We start from the raw sequence: 18,143 nt of genomic DNA, 5'->3' as shown, positions 1-18,143 counted from the left end.
AGGCCATGAACGAAGAAATCCTGATCAACGTCACACCGCAGGAAACCCGCGTCGCACTGGTTCAGCAAGGCGCCGTTCAGGAGCTTCACGTCGAGCGCACGCTTTCGCGCGGGCGCGTCGGCAATGTGTATCTCGGCAAGGTCGTGCGCGTGTTGCCGGGCATGCAGTCCGCGTTCATCGATATCGGTCTGGAGCGCGCCGCGTTCCTTCATGTGGCCGATATCTGGCATCCGCGCATCGCGGGCGAGGCGCATGGCTCCGCCGCGCATGTGCCGATCGAGAAGATCGTGTTCGAAGGCCAGGCGCTGATGGTGCAGGTCGTGAAGGACCCCATCGGCACGAAGGGCGCGCGGCTGTCGACGCAGGTGAGCATCGCGGGACGCACCCTCGTGTATCTGCCGCAAGAGCCGCATATCGGCATCTCGCAGAAGATCGAGAGCGAAGCGGAACGCGAGGCGGTTCGCGCTCGCCTCACCGCCGTGTTGCCCGCCGACGAGAAAGGCGGCTATATCGTGCGCACCATCGCGGAAGATTCATCCAGCGAGGAGCTGGCCGCCGATGTCGCCTATCTGCGCAAGACGTGGGCGACCATTGTGACGCAGGCGCAGCGCGTGCCGCCGACCACGCTGCTCTATCAGGATCTGAACCTCGCGCAGCGCGTGTTGCGCGATTTCGTGAACGACGAGACCACGCGCATTCAGGTCGATTCGCGCGAGACGTATCAGATGCTCGCGGACTTCGCGGCCGAGTTCACGCCCGCGGTGGCGTCGCGCGTGCATCACTACACCGGCGAGCGGCCGCTTTTCGACCTGTACAACATCGAGGCGGAGATTCAGCGGGCGCTGTCGCGGCGCGTCGATCTGAAGTCGGGCGGCTATCTGATGATCGACCAGACCGAGGCGATGACGACCATCGACGTGAACACGGGCGGTTATGTCGGCGCGCGCAATTTCGACGACACCATCTTCAAGACCAATCTCGAAGCGGCGCATACCATCGCGCGGCAACTGCGTTTGAGGAATCTCGGCGGGATCATCATCATCGATTTCATCGACATGGAGAATGTCGAGCATCGCGATCAGGTACTGGGCGAACTCAAGAAAGCGCTGTCGCGGGATCGCACGCGCGTGACGGTGAATGGCTTCTCGCAACTGGGGCTCGTCGAGATGACGCGCAAGCGCACGCGTGAATCGCTCGCGCATGTGTTGTGCGAGCCTTGCCCGACGTGTCAGGGCAAGGGACAGGTCAAGACGCCGCGCACTGTCTGCTACGACGTGCTACGCGAGATCATGCGCGAATCGCGGCAGTTCAATCCGCGGGAGTTTCGCGTGGTGGCGTCGCAGCAGGTCATCGACCTGTTTCTCGAGGAAGAGTCACAGCATCTCGCGATGCTGATGGATTTCATCGGGAAGCCGGTTTCGTTGCAGGTGGAGTCGAATTTGAGTCAGGAGCAGTATGACATTGTGTTGATGTAAATCCACGCCCTTACGCCCCGACGCGTTCGCAACGGGGCGCGGCGCTGATCAGTATGCCGATGAGAAAGATGAACAGATTTCCCTCGGTGAAGTTCAGCAACAAAGAATTGGCGAGACAGCCGAAGACGAACGCGAAAAGATAGCCGTTCGCCACATCGCGCGCAGGCTGGACCAGGCGCTGACATTCCCTGGCGACCGCAATCAGAAACCACACGAAGAGCGCGACGCCGATCAACCCGAGCTGTACGCCCATCAAGAAGAACTCGTTGTGCGGATTGCCCGCCATGGCCGCCCGCGCGCCGGTCTGCGCGCTCGCGAGCCGTTCGAACTGGCTGCGCACGCTTCCGACGCCATAGCCTGCAATCGGCCGGTGCGCCATGAGTTCGATGCTGCGCCGATAGAATTCGAGCCGCACGCCCATCGACGTATTCTTGTTTTGCGTCTCGAACTGGGTGATTTCCTGCGCCGTATCGGCAAGACGCGAATCTTTCGAATAGAACACAAACGCGGCGACGCACGCACACACCGTCAATGCGCCGAGCGCCACGACCCAGCGCGTGCGCTTGTCGTAGCGACGAAACCGCGTCGCGTGCACCACCAGAAAAATCGCGATATACGCGATCGCCACCACTTGTCCCGTGCGCCCCTGCAGCACGAAGAGGACGTTCACCATCGCGGCAAGCGCAACCAGATAAAGCGCCTTGCTGCCCACGTTCTTCGTCGCTTTGGCGAGCGAAAACGACAGGCATACGAGAAACGCCATCATGAGGCCGCCTGAAATGTGGTCTTTGAACACCCAAGGTCTGGTCAAGGCGTCAGTGCCGTGCATTGGACCGACCGCCGTCCAGCCGAAGTAGTTCGTGTACGTGAGCACCATCGCCAGAACGAGCGTCGCGAAAAGGCCCCACACGGCCGCCTTCGCCCAAGCGGACGAGTTGTCATCGCCGAAAACGAGAATGAGCAGCGGAATGAACAGGAGCTTGCGGTACTTCATCAGAAAGTCGAAGGCTTCGTGTATGCCGGGCGAGCTATACGCGAGACTCAACGTCAGCGCCAAGAAAAGCACGAGAGCGGCAAAGCCGGCTGTCGAGCGCATGCGCAGCGCCGGCGCGCGCCGCCAGACTTCGGGGGACGTCAATGCGAGCAAGGCGAAGGCGCCCGAGGCGAGATTCACTCCCGCAGTCGAGATGGGTACGAGCCAAAGTGTGACGATGGCGAACCATCTCGCGAGAACCAGTTGGTAGGACTCAGTGCCCGTGCGGCCCAGCCTCGAAATTGTGTTGACTTGCATTATGTTGTTCCGCTACCCCGTTTTTCGGGCGTCGTCGCGTCCGCCTCGATTCTCTTGTTCACTGCGCCGGTCGCAAATAGAAGTCTGCGCGGTGTCGTAACGCTTCATCGGAATATAGCGATTCGACCGTGCGACGAGCGCGTTCCCCGATCGATGCACGCAGCGCAGGATCCGCGAGCAAGCCGTCGACGAGCCCGCGCGCTTGCTCGGTCGTATCGAACAAGAAGCCGTTCTCGCCATGCCGAATCCAGTCTGCGTACCCGCCGCGCCGGTGACATACCACCGGCAGGCCGCATGCCATGGCTTCAAGGACGACGCGCCCGAACGTTTCCACATGGGCGCCCGTCCGATAATAAAAGACATCGATGCTGCGCAGAAAGTCGACTGCCGCAATTGCCCCTTCGGGCAGGATCTCGACGTGCGGTGTACCAGTGAGCGCGCCTGCCGCCGCCGCGCGCAGACTCGTCGCGCCCTGGAGCCGTATGTCCGCGCCCCCGTCGGCCCACGCGCGATAGAGCGGCACGTCGTCGAGATCGTGCTTGTCGAGCGTGTCGCGGCTCAGGCGCCCGATGACGAGCCGTCCACCGGACCGCGGCCGAGACAAGGGCGTGAACCGTGCGATGTCGATAGGAGAAGGCTGCACCTCCCCTTCCACGCCGAGCAGCTTTCGCTGAAACTCGGAAATGAAAACGTACTCGGTCCGCGGCCAGCGAAGCATCGGCCGATGCGTCGCGGTAAGCGTCAGTATCTTCGGGTGAAAAGTGTTGAAGACATAGATCAGGCGTTGCGGCGCCCGGCTCAGATATGGCCACAGCCTGTTGCGCCAGTGCGTGCCGACGAAGACGAACGTACCGCCGTGAGGACGGTTCGCCCCGCCGATACCCATGCGGATGCGTCGAATCCCGTGGCGACGGGCCAGCTCCGGCGAGCACCGCGACGAAGGCGACCACAGCGACAGCTCGCTGCGGTCCCTCAACAGACGCGCGAGATGCAGGGCTTCCTGCTCGCTGCCGCCGTATTCATTCATGAATCCGTTGATGAGGTGAATGACCGGCTTCGGCATTGAGTTGGGCACCCTGTTGGACACTGAAGATAACGATGACCGAGCGCGTCAGCCGGCGAGCGCCGTCGTGGCACGCCGATACACCGCCTCGGTCTCCGCGACGAAGCGGTCGCTCGAAAACTCGCGTACGGCTTTCTCGTGCGCACGAGCGCCCATCACCGGCAGGCGCGCGCGATCGGCGACGATCTCACGCAGTACCGCCTCGATGCCACTTACGTCGCGTGGCTCGACGATCCAGCCGTCGATGCCGTCGTCGATATTCTCAGGCAGGCCCGCGTAACGCGTGACCATTACGGGCTTGCGCATCGCCATCATTTCGCGGCAGGCGAACGACACCGTCTCCACGGCATACGAAAGCACGAAACCAATGTCGAACGCGGCGATATAGTCCGGCACGTTCTCCACGAATCCGACGACGTGCACACTGTCTCGCATGCCGAGATCGTCGATGGTCCGCCGTTGCTCCTCATTCGGCTCAGTGCCGACCACGACCACGATCACCTGTTCGCGCTCTTCGCCCGGAAGGCCCGCGACGGCCGCGATCATGTCCATTGTTCCCTTGTACGAGTCGAAGCCGGTGACGGTGCCGAGCACGAGCCGCCTCGCGCGATCCGGACCGAGCATCGCCAGCCGCTTCGCAGCGGCGCTTGTGGCATCGCGCGGCGCATATTTTTCCATGTCGATGCCGTTTTTCACCACCGTCAGCGGACAATGTGCGTACACCGATTTCCGCACGAGTTCCGCCGTGGAATCCGACACGGCGATCACTTCGTCCGTCGCGCGGGTCGCGCGCAGCCGGGTCAGGAAGTCGCTCTTGATGGCGATGGAGTTGTGCTTCGTGAAAACGATACGCGGCCGCGGGCCCTTCCAGCGCAACATGACGAGCAACAGCAGGCGGTGGTCCGGCGAGCCGTTCACGTGTATGACATCGAATTGCTCGCGCTGAAGCAGCGCTCGCAGCGCGCGCCACGCCGCGCGCATGCGCGAGACGTCCTTTAGCTTCGCGGGAAATTCCATCGGCACGGCCGTGACGCCTTTCACCGCGCACGCATGTTCATAGAGACGACTAGATCCCGGCGCCGCGATGAAGACCTGATGGCCGACAGACAGCCCGCGTGCGATTGCGACGATATACGTATCGTGGCCGCCACCGCGGCCGTAATGGAAGTTAGTGAAAAGAATCTTCAACGACGCTGTCTCACTGAATCAATGGATGAAAGCACCTGATCGACCGATGGCGGATGACCGCTGTCGCCGACTGAAACGGACAAGCCGGGAACATCCACGCCGAAAAGCGGCCGCGAGGTCGCGCTGAATATCATCACGGTCGGTCGCCGAAGTTCGCTTGCGAGGTGCACGAGGCCCGTGTCGGTGCCGACGACGAGCGCCGCGCGCGCAATGTGCTGCGCGACCTCCTCGATGCTCAGCTTCGGCAGCACGTGTGCGCTCGACAAGCCCTCGGCGATGGCTTCCGCGTCCAGGCGTTCGGCATCCGAGCCCCACGGCAGAAGGGGCGTCATGCCTTGCTCGCCGATAGCCTTCGCCACCGCTATCCAGTTCTCGACCGGCCATTTCTTCTCCGGCTTCGACGTCGCGTGGAACAACAGCGCGAAAGGCACGTCGGCCCTCACCGCGAGCGGCTTTGCCGGCTTCGGAATGGCGAACACGCTGGGCGGAGCGGCGTCGATGGAATAACCTAGCGTGTCGGCGAGCGTCTGGCGCATGCCCTGCCACGCATTCGCATCGTGACGCGGCGCGAAGCGATGCGTGTACGCGAACGCGGCGCCGCGCTCGCCGAGGTTGACGTTCGCATAGCCGAAGCGGCGCCGCGAACGTGCGAGAAAAGAGATGATCGCGCTCTTGTAGACGCCGTGCAGGTCGAAGATCGCGTCATAGCGTTCGCGCCGCAAGTCGAGAATCGACGACCAGATGGCTTGCAGATCCGCGAGATTGCGAGCTTTCTTGAAGCGGCGCAACGGCGCGCACAGCACGCGCGCGACGCCGGGATTCCAGCGCGGGATATCGGCGAAGTTTTCATCCACCGCCCAATCCACTTGCACGCCGGGAAATGCGCGATGCAGGTCGCCGACGACGGCCTGCGCCTGAATCACGTCGCCCAGTGAGCTGACTTTCACTATCAAAACCCGCTTCATTCTGCGATCGCTTGCATGTGGTGGAACCGGTCGTTCGGCAAAGGCGAGTGTCGGATGCGGCCGACGATACGTCAGGCCGCCTGCTGCTGGTACTGGATGCGATGAAGATGCGCGTAGAGCCCGTTGTGGCGCAACAGTTCCGCGTGGCTGCCCTGCTCTGCGATCTTGCCCGCCTCCAGCACCAGGATGCGGTCCGCCCGCTCGATGGTCGAAAGCCGGTGCGCGATGACGAGCGTGGTGCGCCCCTTCATCAGCGTTTCCAGCGCGGACTGAACGTGCCGCTCGGATTCCGAATCGAGCGCGGACGTGGCTTCGTCGAGAATCAGGATCGGCGCGTTCTTGTAGATGGCGCGCGCGATGGCAAGGCGCTGGCGCTGCCCGCCCGACAAACGCATGCCGTTGCCGCCGATCAAGGTGTCGATGCCGTCCGGCATGGAAGCGACGACATCGGCCAGATTCGCGGCCGCCAGCGCCGCGAGCACGCGGTCGCGATCCGGCACCGTGCCGTAGGCGACGTTCGCGGCGATGCTGTCGTTGAAGAGCACGACGTCCTGACTCACCATCGCCATCTGCGAGCGCAGATCGGCCAACGCGTAGTCGGTAAGCGGGACGCCGTCGACGAGCACTTCGCCCTCGGCCGGATCGAAGAAGCGCGGCAACAGATTAACGAGCGTGGTCTTGCCGCTGCCCGACGGACCGGCGAGCGCGACCATTTCTCCCGGCGCGACCTTGAACGAAACGTGATCCAGCGTGGCGCGCTCCTGCGTGCCGTAGTTGAACGAGACGTTGCGAAACTCGATGCTGCCCTGCGCGCGGTCGAGCCGCCGCCCGCCGCCCGCCGGCTCCGGCGGCTCGTCGATAAGACCGAAGATGAGTTCCGCCGCCGTCATGCCTCGCTGCAGCGGCTGGTTCACGTCGATCAGATGCTTGAGCGGCGAAATGACGAGCAGCATCGACGTGACGAACGCCACGAAGCCGCCGACCGTCGTCTGATCGCTCGCGGATTGCAGCACGGCGATCGTGATGACGATGGCGAGCGCGATGGAAGCGAGAAACTGCGTGAGCGGCTGAGCGAGACCGCCCGACACCTGCATGCGCATGGCGTAACCGCGCAGGCGGCTGCTCATTTCGGTGAAGCGCCCGATCTCGTACGGCTCGCCGTTGTGGACCTTGACGACCTTGTAGCCGCCCACCGTCTCTTCGACGATGTAGGAGAGGTCGTTCGTGAGCATCTGATGCTCGCGGTTCAGACGCCGCAAGCGCCGGTTGATCTTCGACACGAGCCAGCCGATGCCCGGCAGGATAAGCGCGACGATCAGCGTGAGCCGCCAGTTGAGAATGAAGAGGTAGCCGAGCAGGAACACGACCGTGAGCGAATCGCGCACGAGGGTGACGACGACGCTCGACAGCACTTGCAGGATCTGGTTGACCTCGAACACGATCGCGTTGATGACCGTGCTCGCCGTCTCGCGCTGAAAGAAGCCTGCGCTCGTGTGAATCATGCGCTCGAACATCTGGAGCCGCAGTTGCAACAGGATCTTGTTCGACACGTACGAGAGCAGATACCCCGACGCGTATTGCGCGACGCCTCGCACGAGCGCGAGGCCGATCACCGCGACGGGCACGATCCACTTGGCGCTCTCGCTGCCTCGGGTGCCGAAACCGTGGTCGAGCAGCGGCTTGAGCAGCATGGGAATGCCGGCTTCGCTGGCCGCGACGAAGCCCATCGCCACGAGTCCGAGGAGCACGATGCCCATGAGCGGCCGCAGATACGGCCAGAGCCGCTTCATGACGGCTGCAGGCGTCGTCGTGCTGCCTTCCCCGATGGTCTTTCTCAGTGTCTGCTTTCCGCTCGAGTTCTCGCTCAAATCGTCCTCTGCGTTGCGATGCCCCGGCCGCCGCACCCGCCAGCCAGGAAGAAGGCCGCGCCCGCGGGTAACGCCGGACGCCACAACAATCCGCCATTGTAAACCGCCGGGCGGGCGGGCCTCAGGAAGGCACGCGCCTGGCCGGTCGTTGGTTCTACAATACGCGCCACGAACAACGCAGCCCGAACGGGCGCTTCGGTCCGACGACATGACGCACGACAGCCTCGGCATCGCCATCATCACGCACAATGCAGCGGCGCGGCTCGCGCAATGCCTTGAATCCGTATCGTTCGCCGACGATATCGTCGTCATCGACGGCGGCAGCACCGACGGGACCGCCGATATCGCGCGCAAACATGGCGCACGCGTGGTGAGCGCGCCCGACTGGCCCGGCTTCGGGCCGCAGAAGAATCGCGCGCTCGACGCGCTCTCGACCGACTGGGTGCTATCGATAGACGCCGACGAAGTTGTGACGCCCGAGCTTGCCGCCGCCATTCGGCGCGCCATCGCGAAGCCGGACGCGGACGTCTACGCGATAGATCGGCTCTCCAGCTTTTGCGGCGACTGGATCCGGCACAGCGGCTGGTACCCCGACTGGATTCCCCGGCTTTTCAGGCGCGGCACGGCGCGCTTCTCCGACGATCTCGTGCATGAACGGCTCGTCGTGGCGCCGGGCACGGCGGTGGCGCGGCTCGAAGGCAAGCTGCTGCACTACTCCTACGAAGACTTCGAAACGGTCCTGCGCAAGCTCGACGCTTATTCGACGGCCGGCGCACGACAACGCCATGCAGCCGGCAAGCGCGCCAGTCTCGGCATGGCCGTGACGCGCGGCCTATGGGCCTTCGTAAGAACCTACGTGCTCCGGCGCGGTTTTCTCGACGGGCGCTCGGGTTTCATGATCGCTGTCTTCAACGCCCAGACGGTGTACTACCGATTCGTGAAGCTGGCCTATCTGAGCCGGCGCACGCATCAATAAACAATCTCGATTTCACTCCCCGCGAACTCCCCGCGCAGCGCGCTGATGAGATCGTCGGTCGGCTTGACGCGCCACGCGTCGCCTAAACGCACTTCGCCTTCCGCGTGCTCGCTGCGATAAACGATGCTCACGTTGAGTCCATTCGGAATCGGCGCAGCGCTCTGACGCTGACGGCCGTTGTCCCTGACGGGTATCGGCGGCGGCGCGGCCTGTTCGCCTGCCGCATGCGCCTCCAGCACGCGACGCAGCCGCAATGCATCCGCATTGCCGTTCATCTCCACCTTCACCGACTGCGCGTAGCGGCTACGCGCGCGCTCCAGATCCATCGCCGTATCGACGGTGAAGCGGATGCCGCCCGTGAACGCGTCGTTGCGCGCCTGCCCCTGCACCACCAGCAGTTCGTCTTCCTTGAAAAGCGCCTTGTTCGCTTCGAACTGCTCGTTGAACACGGTCACCTCGCACTGGCCGGTGCCGTCGTCGAGATTGACGATCAGCATCTTGCCGCGCTGAGTCATCTGCGTGCGCATGGACGAAATCACGCCCGCGATGAGCTTGTCGCGCCCTTCCTTCAGCTCGCCGATCTTCTGGCGCACGAAGCGGCGCACTTCGCCCTTGTAGGCGTCGAAAAGATGCCCCGACAGATAGAAGCCGAGCGCCGTCTTTTCTTCCTGCAGACGCTTCTTGTCCGACCACGCAGGCTCGTCGACGAGTTCGTGCTTCTGCAGCGGCGTGTCGCCCATGTCGAAGAGGCCCGCCTGCATCGCGTTGGCGGCGGCCTGTTCGGCGGCTTCCATCGCGAGCGGCACCGATGCGAGCAGTTGCGCGCGATTGGCGTGCAGCGCGTCGAACGCGCCCGCGCGAATCAGCGCCTCTACCGTGCGCCGGTTCACGACGCGCCGGTCGATGCGCTCACAGAAATCGAACAGGTCGGTGAATGCGCCGTCTTCGCGCGCCCGCAGGATCTCTTCGATCGCGTTCTGGCCGCTGCCCTTCACGGCGCCGAGACCATAGCGGATGGTCCGCGAGCGCTTGCCGTCCGCCTCCGCGACCGGTTCGAAGCGATACGCCGACTGATTGATGTCCGGCGGCAGTACGGTCATGCCGTTGGCGATGCAATCCTCGAAAAGGATCTTCACCTTGTCGGTGTCGTCCATGGCGAGCGACATGTTGGCCGCCATGAATTCCGCCGGATGATGCGCCTTGAGCCACGCCGTGTAATACGCGAGCAGCGCATACGCCGCCGCGTGCGACTTGTTGAAGCCGTAGCCCGCGAACTTCTCCATCAAGTCGAAGATTTCGTCGGACTTCTCGCGCGTGAGGCCGTTCTTGGCCGCGCCTTCCGCGAAAATCTCGCGGTGCTTCGCCATTTCCTCGGGCTTCTTCTTGCCCATCGCGCGACGCAGCAAGTCCGCGCCGCCGAGCGAGTAGCCGCCGATGATCTGCGCCATCTGCATCACCTGCTCCTGATAGACCATGATGCCGTAGGTCTCTTTCAGGACAGGCTCGACGCGCGGGTCCGGATACTCGACGATCTCGCGCCCGTGCTTGCGTGCGCAGAAGCTCGGGATCAGGTCCATCGGGCCCGGGCGATACAGCGCCACCAGCGCGATGATGTCCTCGAAGCGGTCCGGCTGCGCGTCCTTCAGCATGCCCTGCATGCCGCGGCTTTCCAGCTGGAACACGGCGACGGTGTTCGCTTTCTTGAGGATGGTGAACGAAGCCGGATCGTCCAGCGGCACCTGCCCGAGACTCCAATTCTCCTTCGACGGATCGAGCCGGCGGATATAGCGTTCGGCCCAGTCGAGAATCGTGAGCGTGGTTAGACCCAAAAAGTCGAACTTCACGAGGCCGACGGCTTCCACGTCGTCCTTGTCGTACTGGCTGACGACGCCGCCGTCCTCGCCCTGCGTATAGAGCGGGCAGAAATCGGTGAGCTTGCCGGGCGCGATCAGCACGCCGCCCGCGTGCATGCCCACATTTCGCGTCAAGCCCTCGACGCGCTGCGCGAGCTCGAGCAACTGATGCACTTCGTCTTCGGTGTCGAAACGCTCCTGAAGCGCCGGCTCTTCCTTCATCGCGTCCGCGATGGTCACGTGCTTGCCCGGCTTGAACGGAATGAGCTTCGCAATGCCGTCCGTGAACATGTAGCCGAGATCGAGCACGCGGCCGATGTCGCGCACCGCCGCCTTCGCCGCCATCGTGCCGAAGGTCGCGATCTGCGAGACGGCGTCCGCGCCGTACTTGCCCTTCACGTACTGAATGACGCGGTCGCGCCCTTCCTGACAGAAGTCGATGTCGAAGTCGGGCATCGACACGCGTTCCGGATTCAGGAAGCGTTCGAAGAGCAGGTTGTAGCGCAGCGGGTCGAGATCCGTAATGCCGAGCGCATAAGCGACGAGCGAACCCGCGCCCGAGCCGCGCCCCGGGCCGACCGGCACGCCATTGTTCTTCGCCCACATGATGAAGTCGGCGACGATCAGGAAGTAGCCCGGAAAGCCCATCTTGATGATGGTCCCGCACTCGAAGTCGAGCCGCTTGTAATACGTGTCGCGCTGCGCGTCGCGCTCGGCCTCTTCCGGGTAGAGCTGCGCGAGCCGCACTTCGAGGCCTTCCTTCGACAACTGCACGAGGTAGTCGTCGAGCGACATGCCGTCGGGCGTCGGGAAAAGCGGCAGCTTCGGCTTGCCGAGTTCGAGCGTGAGATTGCAGCGTTTGGCGATCTCGACGGTATTCGCGAGCGCCGACGGAATGTCCGCGAAAAGCGCGCACATCTCGTCCTGCGTGCGGAAATACTGCTCGGTCGTGAAACGCTTCTGGCGGCGCGGATTGGCGAGAATGTCGCCCTCGGAAATGCACACGCGCGCTTCGTGCGCAGTGTAGTCGTCCGGCGTCATGAACTGCAGCGGATGCGTGGCGACGACCGGCAGGCGCAGCTTCGCGGCGAGCGCGACGGCCTCCAGAATGTACGCCTGCTCGCCGGGCTGGCCGGCGCGCTGCAATTCGATATAAAACGCGTTCGGAAAGAGCTTCGCCCAGCGCTCGGCGTGGCGCTCCGCGCTCGCGGTGTTGCCCGCCGCGAATGCCATGCCGATGTCGCCGGTCTGCGCGCCCGACAGCGCCAGCAGCCCCTCAGCGAGCCCTTCTTCGAGCCATTCGACCATCACTTCCGCGCGGCCGCGATACTGGTTCGTGAGCCACGCGCGGCTCAGAAGTTCGCACAGATTCAGATAGCCGGTCTTGTCGCGCACGAGCAGCAACAGGCGCGAAGGCTTGTCGCGGTCGGCGGGATTCGTGATCCAGACGTCGCAGCCCGCAATGGGCTTCACGCCCTTGCCGCGCGCTTCCTTATAGAAGCGCACGAGGCCGAAAGCATTGGCGAGATCGGTCAGCGCGAGCGCGCCCTGACCGTCTTCGGCGGCCGATTTGACGACGTCGTCCAGCCGCACGATGCCGTCGGCAATCGAGAATTCGGAGTGGACGCGGAGATGAACGAAGCGGGGATCTGACATGCCGATATTGTACATGCGGGCCGTCGCGAAATTGCCCGCGAGGGCCGCGTTGGCCGAACGGATAAGGCGCCCGCCGCTCTCGAAATCGGGCACGCGCTGGGAATCGCCGAGCGGGGCCGCGCGCCGCGTCGGACGCGCCCGCCGTTTGCGGGATAATAGCGGTTTCGCGCGACGCACGCGCGCCGCGCCCGATCCCGTTTCGACTTGTTTCACCCGTATTCGATCATGAGCATACTGAATCTCTCCGCCTACAAATTCGTCACCATCGAGGACGGCGCCGCGTGGCGGCCGCTCGTCACCGAACGCTGCAATGCGCTCGGCCTCAAGGGCACGATCCTGCTTGCGCCGGAGGGCATCAATCTGTTCATCGCGGGGCCGGTTGCGCAAGTGCGCGAGTTCATCGACTACATTCGGACGGACGTCCTCTTCGGCGGCCGTTTCGCCGATCTGCAGTTCAAGGAGAGCTTCTCCGAGACGCAGCCGTTTCGCCGCATGCTGGTCAGGCTCAAGCGGGAAATCATCACGATGAAGAAGCCCGCGATCAAGCCGGAACTCGGCCGAGCGCCGTCCGTGGATGCGCCCACGCTCAAAGCCTGGCTCGACCGCGGTCACGACGACGCCGGCCGCCCCGTCGTGATGCTCGACACGCGCAATGCGTTCGAAGTGGATGTCGGCACGTTCGAGAACGCGCTCGACTATCGCATCACGAAGTTCAGCGAGTTTCCTGAGGTGATCGAGCAGAACCGCGCCGATCTGGAAGGCAAGACCGTGGTGTCGTTCTGCACCGGCGGGATTCGCTGTGAGAAAGCCGCGATTCACATGAAGGAAGTGGGCATCGAGCATGTTTATCAGCTCGAAGGCGGCATTCTGAAGTACTTCGAGCAAGTGGGCGGCGCGCATTACACCGGCGACTGCTTCGTGTTCGACTACCGCACCGCGCTCGATCCGAACCTCCAGCCGACGGCGACCGCGCAGTGCTTCGGCTGCCGCGCGGTGGTGAGCGTCGAAGACCAGAAATCGCCGTACTACAAGCCGGGCGCGACGTGCCCCGCGTGCCACCCGGACGCGAAAGTCGGCCAGGCGGCTTAAGCCTCGTTACATGATCTATCGCGGCCGCTTCGCGCCTTCACCGACAGGCCCGCTGCACGCGGGATCGCTCGTCAGCGCGCTCGCGAGTTTTCTGGATGCCCGCGCGCACTGCGGAACGTGGATCGTGCGCATCGAGGACGTCGATTCGCCGCGCACGGTCCCCGGCGCGGCCGACGACATTCTCGCGACGCTCGCCCGCTTCGGCATGCATTCCGACGAGCCGCCCGTCTGGCAGAGCCGGCGCGACGACGCGTACGCTCGCGCCTTCGGACAGTTGCAAGCCGACGGCCTCGTCTATCCATGCGCATGCACACGGCGCGAGATCGCCGATTCCCTCGTGCATGCGCACGCGCGTCACGCGACGCTCGCGTATCCCGGAACGTGCCGCAGCGGGCTGAACGGCCGCCCCGCGCGCGCGTGGCGGCTGCGCGTGCCGGACGGCGAAGCGGCGCGGGTTACGTTTGTCGATCGCTGGCAAGGGCCGCAGTCGCAAGATCTTGCCACTGAAGTCGGCGATTTCGCCCTGAAACGCGCCGACGGCTTGTGGGCGTATCAGCTGGCGGTCGTCGTCGATGACGCCGACGCCGGCATCACGCACGTCGTGCGCGGCGCGGATCTGCTCGATTCGACCGCCCGTCAAATCTATCTTCAGCAGTGTCTCGGCGTGCCGACGCCCGCCTATCTACATGTGCCGGTCGTCAACAATGAGATCGGCGAGAAACTCAGCAAGCAGACCGGCGCGACGCCGCTGGACACAACCGCTCCGCTCGACGCGCTCAAACAGGCGGCGCGGCATCTCGGCATCGATGCCGCGACCGCGTGCTCGCTGGATGCGTTCTACGCTCGGGCCACTACCGACTGGGCGAAGCGATTCGTGCCCTAAAACGAAAACGGCAGCCGCGAAGGGCTGCCGTTTCGACGAACGCGCGCAGGCTCAGGACGTCTTGCGCGGCATGCCGAGTCCGCCGAGAAGCGCAGCCAGCGGCTGCTTCGAGACGCTCTTGCGCTCGGGCTCGACGGTTTCCTCCTGACGCTTCATCGCCGACGGCGACGGTTCGTACGGCTTCAGGAAGAACTCGTCCACCGGTTGCTGCCGCCCGCGCGGCCGGTCGTAAGCGCTCGACGTGCGGCGGCGCGAACCCGACTCTTCCCGCGTGCCATGCCGATGCTCCGAACGCTCGCCGCGCGAGGGCCGCTCGTCGCGGCGGGATGCGTCGCGCCGCACGGGCGTGGCTACTTGCAGCGTCTCGACTTCGAGCGGACGCTTAATCAGCTTTTCGATATCGGCGAGTTGCTTGCGCTCGTTCGGGCTGCACAGCGATAGCGCGTCGCCCGAAGCGCCCGCGCGCCCCGTCCGGCCGATGCGGTGCACGTAATCTTCCGCGTTGAACGGCAGATCGAAGTTGATGACCGCCGGCAGTTCGGCGATGTCGAGACCGCGCGCGGCGACGTCCGTGGCCACGAGCGCCTCGATCTCGCCGCGCTTGAACGCGTCGAGCGCCTGCATGCGCTCGCTTTGCGAACGGTCGCCGTGAATCGCGGTCGCCACGATGCCGTCGCGCTCCAGCACGCGCGCGAGCCGGCTCGCGCCGATCTTGCTGTTGCAGAACACGATCACCTGCTTCAGTCCGCGCTCGCGAATGATCTGCGCGACGGCGCCCGACTTGTCGCTCTCGTGGACCTCGTAGACGATCTGGCGGACGTTGGTCGCGGTCGAGTTGCTGCGCGCGACTTCGATGGTCTGCGGATTACGCAGGTACGTCGCCGCCAGCTTCTTGATTTCCGGCGAAAACGTGGCCGAAAAAAGCAGCGTCTGGCGTTCCTTCGGCAGCAGATTCAGGATGCGTTGCAGGTCGGGCAGGAAGCCCATGTCCAGCATGCGGTCGGCTTCGTCCAGCACGAGCATCTGCACCTGGCCCAGGTTGAGCGTCTTCTGCTGTACGTGGTCGAGCAGGCGGCCCGGCGTCGCGATGAGAATCTCGACGCCGCGGCGCAGTGCCTCGGACTGCGGATTCATGTCGACGCCGCCGAACACGACCGTGCTGCGCAGCGGCGTGTGCTTCGAATACGTCTGCACGTTCGCGGCGACCTGATCGGCGAGTTCACGCGTCGGCGTGAGCATGAGCGCGCGCACCGGATGCCGCGCAGGCGATGCGCTGGTGTTGGCGTTGGGCAGCAGGCGCTGGATGATCGGCAGCGAGAAGCTCGCCGTCTTGCCGGTGCCGGTTTGAGCCGCGCCCATCACGTCGCGGCCCGAGAGCACGACGGGGATGGCTTTCGCCTGAATCGGCGTGGGCGTCGTGTAGCCCGACTCGCGCACCGCCTTGAGGATCTCGGGGGACAAGCCGAACTGGTCGAACGTCGGTGCGGCCGTGGCTTCTTCAGTGGACGTGTTCGGGGCGACGGAATCAGACATGGTGACTATGTTGGCTTTCGCTATAAAACCGCTGATGCGGCGCGCGTGAACGATCGTTGAATCCGACTCGGCGTTGCACGCGTGTTTCGGTGGCGCGGAATGACCCGCGACGCATTGTGTTAGGGGTTGCACGGTTCTCGTGCGCATGATGCGTGCCTTGGCGCGCGACTGGACAGGCTGCCGGACATCGGGCATCGGCGGCGCGGCTTGTTTCGCACGCTCCTTCGACGCACACCCGAATGGAACACGGCTTCGATGACGCTTTAGCGACACCGGGCGCTGCGGCCGCGCGCGCCACCCGCTGCACAGCGGTTGCCCGGGCGCTGGGAAGGTCCGCTGGCGACCGCCGCCCGCTCACTGCGGGAAAGCCGCACATTGTAGCACCGCCTGTCGAAGGCTTCGGGCGCTCGTCCCGAGGGCGCGCGCTCGCATCCGGCTACTTGCCGCGCGCCTGACAGTCCGCCAGCAGCGGCGGCGAATCCTTGGCGGCCATCTCGTCGTACAGGTTGGCCTGCGGGCCCTTGGTCCACCAGACATATTGGTCGGCGGCGTATTTCGCGCCCGAACCGGCCATCACGTTCACGAACAGGAGCTTGCGCCCGTCGACGGTCAACGCCGCGAAGCTCTGGCGGTTGCGCGTGGTCGTGTACTGCACGGTGACGCTCTTGCCGTCGCGGCAGTCGTAGCGCGTGGATTGGGTCGATGCCGTCTGGATTTGCGGAACCGTCAGCGGCATGGCCCGCGCCGATTGCACGGCCAGCGCTATCGGCAACGCGATCGAGAGTGCGAGAAGCTTGTTCATCGTCTTTTTTTCGGTGTTTGATATTGCTGCACGCCGGTCAGGGATCGATCACGTCGGCGCACGCATCGGTGGGCGCGGCCGCGACGTGACCGACGACCGGCACGATCTTCAGGCCCGCGGATGCAATCCGGCACGGAGCGGCGGCAAGGCCGCAGCCCGACAGCCCCACGCATGCCGCGACAAGCGCGGCGAGAACCAAGCGTTTCACTGGAATGCTCCTGTCTGTCGCACGGCTGCCGTCACTTGATGGAAACCGGACGCACCTTCGATGCCGCGAGCTTTGCCCGCTCGCGCGCCTCGTCCGTATCGACACCCTTCGCCACCGCGACGCCCATGCGCCGCTTCGCGAAGCTCTCCGGCTTGCCGAACAGTCGCACATCCGCGCCCGGCACGGCGAGCGCCTCGCGCACGCCTTCGAAGGCGATGCCCGCTTCGTCCAGACCGCCGTAAATGACCGCCGACGCGCCCGGCGTGGAGAGCGACGGGTCCACGGGCAATCCGAGAATCGCGCGGGCGTGGAGCTCGAATTCGGAGAAACGCTGCGTGGCGAGCGTGACGAGGCCGGTGTCGTGCGGACGCGGACTCACCTCGGAGAACCAGACGTCGTCGCCGCGCACGAACAGCTCCACGCCGAAAAGGCCGCGCCCGCCGAGCGCCGTCGTCACCTTCTCGGCGACCTCGCGCGCTTTTTCCAGCGCCGCCGCGCTCATCGGCTGCGGCTGCCAGGATTCCACGTAATCGCCCGCCACCTGAACGTGCCCGATCGGCTCGCAGAAGTAAGTCTGCGTTTCGCCGCTCGCCGGGTCCGCGGCGCGCACGGTGAGTTGCGTGATTTCGTATTCGAAGTCGATGAAGCCTTCCACGATCACGCGGCCGTGATTGACGCGCCCGCCGGCCATCGCGTACTGCCACGCCGGCTCCACGTCCGCCTCGCTGCGCAGCACGGACTGTCCTTTGCCCGACGACGACATGACCGGCTTCACGACGCACGGAAAACCGATCGTCGCGATCGCCGCTTTCATCTCGTCGAGCGATTGCGCGAACGCATAGGGCGAGGTCGGCAAGCCGAGCGTTTCGGCGGCCAGCCGGCGAATGCCTTCGCGATTCATCGTGAGCTGCGTGGCCCGCGCGGTCGGAATGACGGTCGCGCTGCCCGACGCCTCGATGTCCGCGAGCGCGTCGGTGGCGATGGCCTCGATCTCGGGCACGATCAGATGCGGCTTCTCGCGTTCCACGAGCGCGCGCAGCGCGGCGGGATCGGTCATGTCGATGACATGCGCGCGGTGCGCGACCTGATGCCCCGGCGCGTTCGCGTAACGATCGACCGCGATGACTTCGACGCCGAGCCGCTGTAGCGCAATGATCACTTCCTTGCCCAGTTCGCCCGCTCCGAGAAGCATGACGCGCGTGGCGCCCGTGGAAAGCGGCGTGCCGATGCGCACGGCGATATCGTGCGGTGCGTTCTTGTCGGCTGAGTCGGTCTGCATGCGTGCTCCAGAAG

General features: G+C 64.6%; 14 protein-coding genes. 4 read left to right on the top strand and 10 right to left on the bottom strand.

Translation table 11 applies throughout. The features are described from left to right. Positions 1-5 precede the first annotated feature (5 nt). The gene (gene rng / locus JYK05_RS04225) at positions 6-1,475 is read left to right on the top strand and encodes a ribonuclease G (protein ID WP_206467875.1); all 1,470 of its coding nucleotides are present in this window, start codon (positions 6-8) and stop codon (positions 1,473-1,475) included. A 10-nt stretch (positions 1,476-1,485) separates the two neighbouring features. Here rng and JYK05_RS04220 read toward each other — a convergent pair whose 3' ends face one another. The 5 genes from JYK05_RS04220 to msbA all read right to left on the bottom strand — a co-directional run bounded on the left by JYK05_RS04220 (position 1,486) and on the right by msbA (position 7,772). After that, positions 1,486-2,766 (bottom strand): O-antigen ligase, encoded by a 1,281-nt coding sequence (locus tag JYK05_RS04220; RefSeq protein ID WP_206467874.1) that lies wholly within the window; start codon positions 2,764-2,766, stop codon positions 1,486-1,488. A gap of 58 nt (positions 2,767-2,824) precedes the next feature. Next, the gene (locus JYK05_RS04215; protein WP_206467873.1) at positions 2,825-3,829 is read right to left on the bottom strand and encodes a glycosyltransferase family 4 protein; all 1,005 of its coding nucleotides are present in this window, start codon (positions 3,827-3,829) and stop codon (positions 2,825-2,827) included. A gap of 48 nt (positions 3,830-3,877) precedes the next feature. Beyond that, on the bottom strand, positions 3,878-5,017 hold the full coding sequence (locus JYK05_RS04210) for a glycosyltransferase family 4 protein (RefSeq protein ID WP_206467872.1): 1,140 nt from the start codon (positions 5,015-5,017) through the stop codon (positions 3,878-3,880). Then, a complete protein-coding gene (gene waaC, locus JYK05_RS04205; RefSeq protein ID WP_206467871.1) occupies positions 5,014-5,982 on the bottom strand; it encodes a lipopolysaccharide heptosyltransferase I in 969 nt (322 codons plus the stop codon). Before waaC ends, JYK05_RS04210 begins: the two co-directional genes overlap by 4 nt. 71 nt (positions 5,983-6,053) lie before the next feature. Continuing rightward, positions 6,054-7,772, bottom strand: a complete 1,719-nt coding sequence (gene msbA / locus JYK05_RS04200) for a lipid A export permease/ATP-binding protein MsbA (protein WP_241269880.1) — start codon at positions 7,770-7,772, stop codon at positions 6,054-6,056. A 286-nt stretch (positions 7,773-8,058) separates the two neighbouring features. Here msbA and JYK05_RS04195 point away from each other — a divergent pair, with 286 nt between their 5' ends. After that, positions 8,059-8,826 carry a glycosyltransferase family 2 protein gene (locus JYK05_RS04195; protein ID WP_206467870.1) on the top strand — a complete coding sequence of 256 codons (768 nt, stop codon included), beginning with the start codon at positions 8,059-8,061 and terminating at the stop codon, positions 8,824-8,826. On the opposite strand, the gene dnaE is transcribed toward JYK05_RS04195, so the two are convergent. Next, on the bottom strand, positions 8,820-12,335 hold the full coding sequence (gene dnaE, locus JYK05_RS04190; protein WP_241269844.1) for a DNA polymerase III subunit alpha: 3,516 nt from the start codon (positions 12,333-12,335) through the stop codon (positions 8,820-8,822). The genes JYK05_RS04195 and dnaE overlap by 7 nt on opposite strands. Positions 12,336-12,560: 225 nt before the next feature. Here dnaE and JYK05_RS04185 point away from each other — a divergent pair, with 225 nt between their 5' ends. Both JYK05_RS04185 and gluQRS read left to right on the top strand, forming a co-directional pair. Beyond that, positions 12,561-13,424, top strand: coding sequence for a sulfurtransferase (locus JYK05_RS04185; protein ID WP_206467869.1), 864 nt, complete (start codon positions 12,561-12,563; stop codon positions 13,422-13,424). A gap of 10 nt (positions 13,425-13,434) precedes the next feature. Continuing rightward, complete coding sequence (gene gluQRS, locus JYK05_RS04180) at positions 13,435-14,307, top strand: tRNA glutamyl-Q(34) synthetase GluQRS (RefSeq protein WP_206467868.1); 873 nt, start codon at positions 13,435-13,437, stop codon at positions 14,305-14,307. 51 nt (positions 14,308-14,358) lie between these two features. Here gluQRS and JYK05_RS04175 read toward each other — a convergent pair whose 3' ends face one another. The 4 genes from JYK05_RS04175 to purT all read right to left on the bottom strand — a co-directional run bounded on the left by JYK05_RS04175 (position 14,359) and on the right by purT (position 18,129). Further along, on the bottom strand, positions 14,359-15,840 hold the full coding sequence (locus JYK05_RS04175; protein ID WP_206467867.1) for a DEAD/DEAH box helicase: 1,482 nt from the start codon (positions 15,838-15,840) through the stop codon (positions 14,359-14,361). Positions 15,841-16,276: 436 nt separating this feature from the next. Further along, on the bottom strand, positions 16,277-16,642 hold the full coding sequence (locus tag JYK05_RS04170) for an MliC family protein (RefSeq protein ID WP_206467866.1): 366 nt from the start codon (positions 16,640-16,642) through the stop codon (positions 16,277-16,279). 37 nt (positions 16,643-16,679) lie between these two features. Next, a complete protein-coding gene (locus tag JYK05_RS04165) occupies positions 16,680-16,850 on the bottom strand; it encodes a DUF6726 family protein (RefSeq protein WP_175939897.1) in 171 nt (56 codons plus the stop codon). A 31-nt stretch (positions 16,851-16,881) separates the two neighbouring features. Beyond that, positions 16,882-18,129: a formate-dependent phosphoribosylglycinamide formyltransferase gene (gene purT, locus JYK05_RS04160; protein WP_206467865.1), complete on the bottom strand. Its 1,248-nt coding sequence runs from the start codon at positions 18,127-18,129 to the stop codon at positions 16,882-16,884. Positions 18,130-18,143: the final 14 nt, after the last annotated feature.

It is taken from the genome of Caballeronia sp. M1242, from assembly GCF_017220215.1.
Classification (GTDB): Bacteria; Pseudomonadota; Gammaproteobacteria; order Burkholderiales; family Burkholderiaceae; genus Caballeronia.
The sequence above is the reverse complement of the archived record's forward strand: the minus strand, read 5'-3'. Positions and strand labels throughout refer to the sequence as shown.

Excerpts from the sequence above, each read along its gene's own strand:
- rng (WP_206467875.1), top strand. The coding sequence starts at position 6 with ATGAACGAAGAAATCCTGATCAACGTCACACCGCAGGAAACCCGCGTC.
- JYK05_RS04220 (WP_206467874.1), bottom strand. The coding sequence starts at position 2,766 with ATGCAAGTCAACACAATTTCGAGGCTGGGCCGCACGGGCACTGAGTCC.
- JYK05_RS04215 (WP_206467873.1), bottom strand. The coding sequence starts at position 3,829 with ATGCCGAAGCCGGTCATTCACCTCATCAACGGATTCATGAATGAATAC.
- waaC (WP_206467871.1), bottom strand. The coding sequence starts at position 5,982 with ATGAAGCGGGTTTTGATAGTGAAAGTCAGCTCACTGGGCGACGTGATT.
- msbA (WP_241269880.1), bottom strand. The coding sequence starts at position 7,772 with ATGAAGCGGCTCTGGCCGTATCTGCGGCCGCTCATGGGCATCGTGCTC.
- JYK05_RS04195 (WP_206467870.1), top strand. The coding sequence starts at position 8,059 with ATGACGCACGACAGCCTCGGCATCGCCATCATCACGCACAATGCAGCG.
- dnaE (WP_241269844.1), bottom strand. The coding sequence starts at position 12,335 with ATGTCAGATCCCCGCTTCGTTCATCTCCGCGTCCACTCCGAATTCTCG.
- JYK05_RS04185 (WP_206467869.1), top strand. The coding sequence starts at position 12,561 with ATGAGCATACTGAATCTCTCCGCCTACAAATTCGTCACCATCGAGGAC.
- gluQRS (WP_206467868.1), top strand. The coding sequence starts at position 13,435 with ATGATCTATCGCGGCCGCTTCGCGCCTTCACCGACAGGCCCGCTGCAC.
- JYK05_RS04175 (WP_206467867.1), bottom strand. The coding sequence starts at position 15,840 with ATGTCTGATTCCGTCGCCCCGAACACGTCCACTGAAGAAGCCACGGCC.
- JYK05_RS04170 (WP_206467866.1), bottom strand. The coding sequence starts at position 16,642 with ATGAACAAGCTTCTCGCACTCTCGATCGCGTTGCCGATAGCGCTGGCC.
- purT (WP_206467865.1), bottom strand. The coding sequence starts at position 18,129 with ATGCAGACCGACTCAGCCGACAAGAACGCACCGCACGATATCGCCGTG.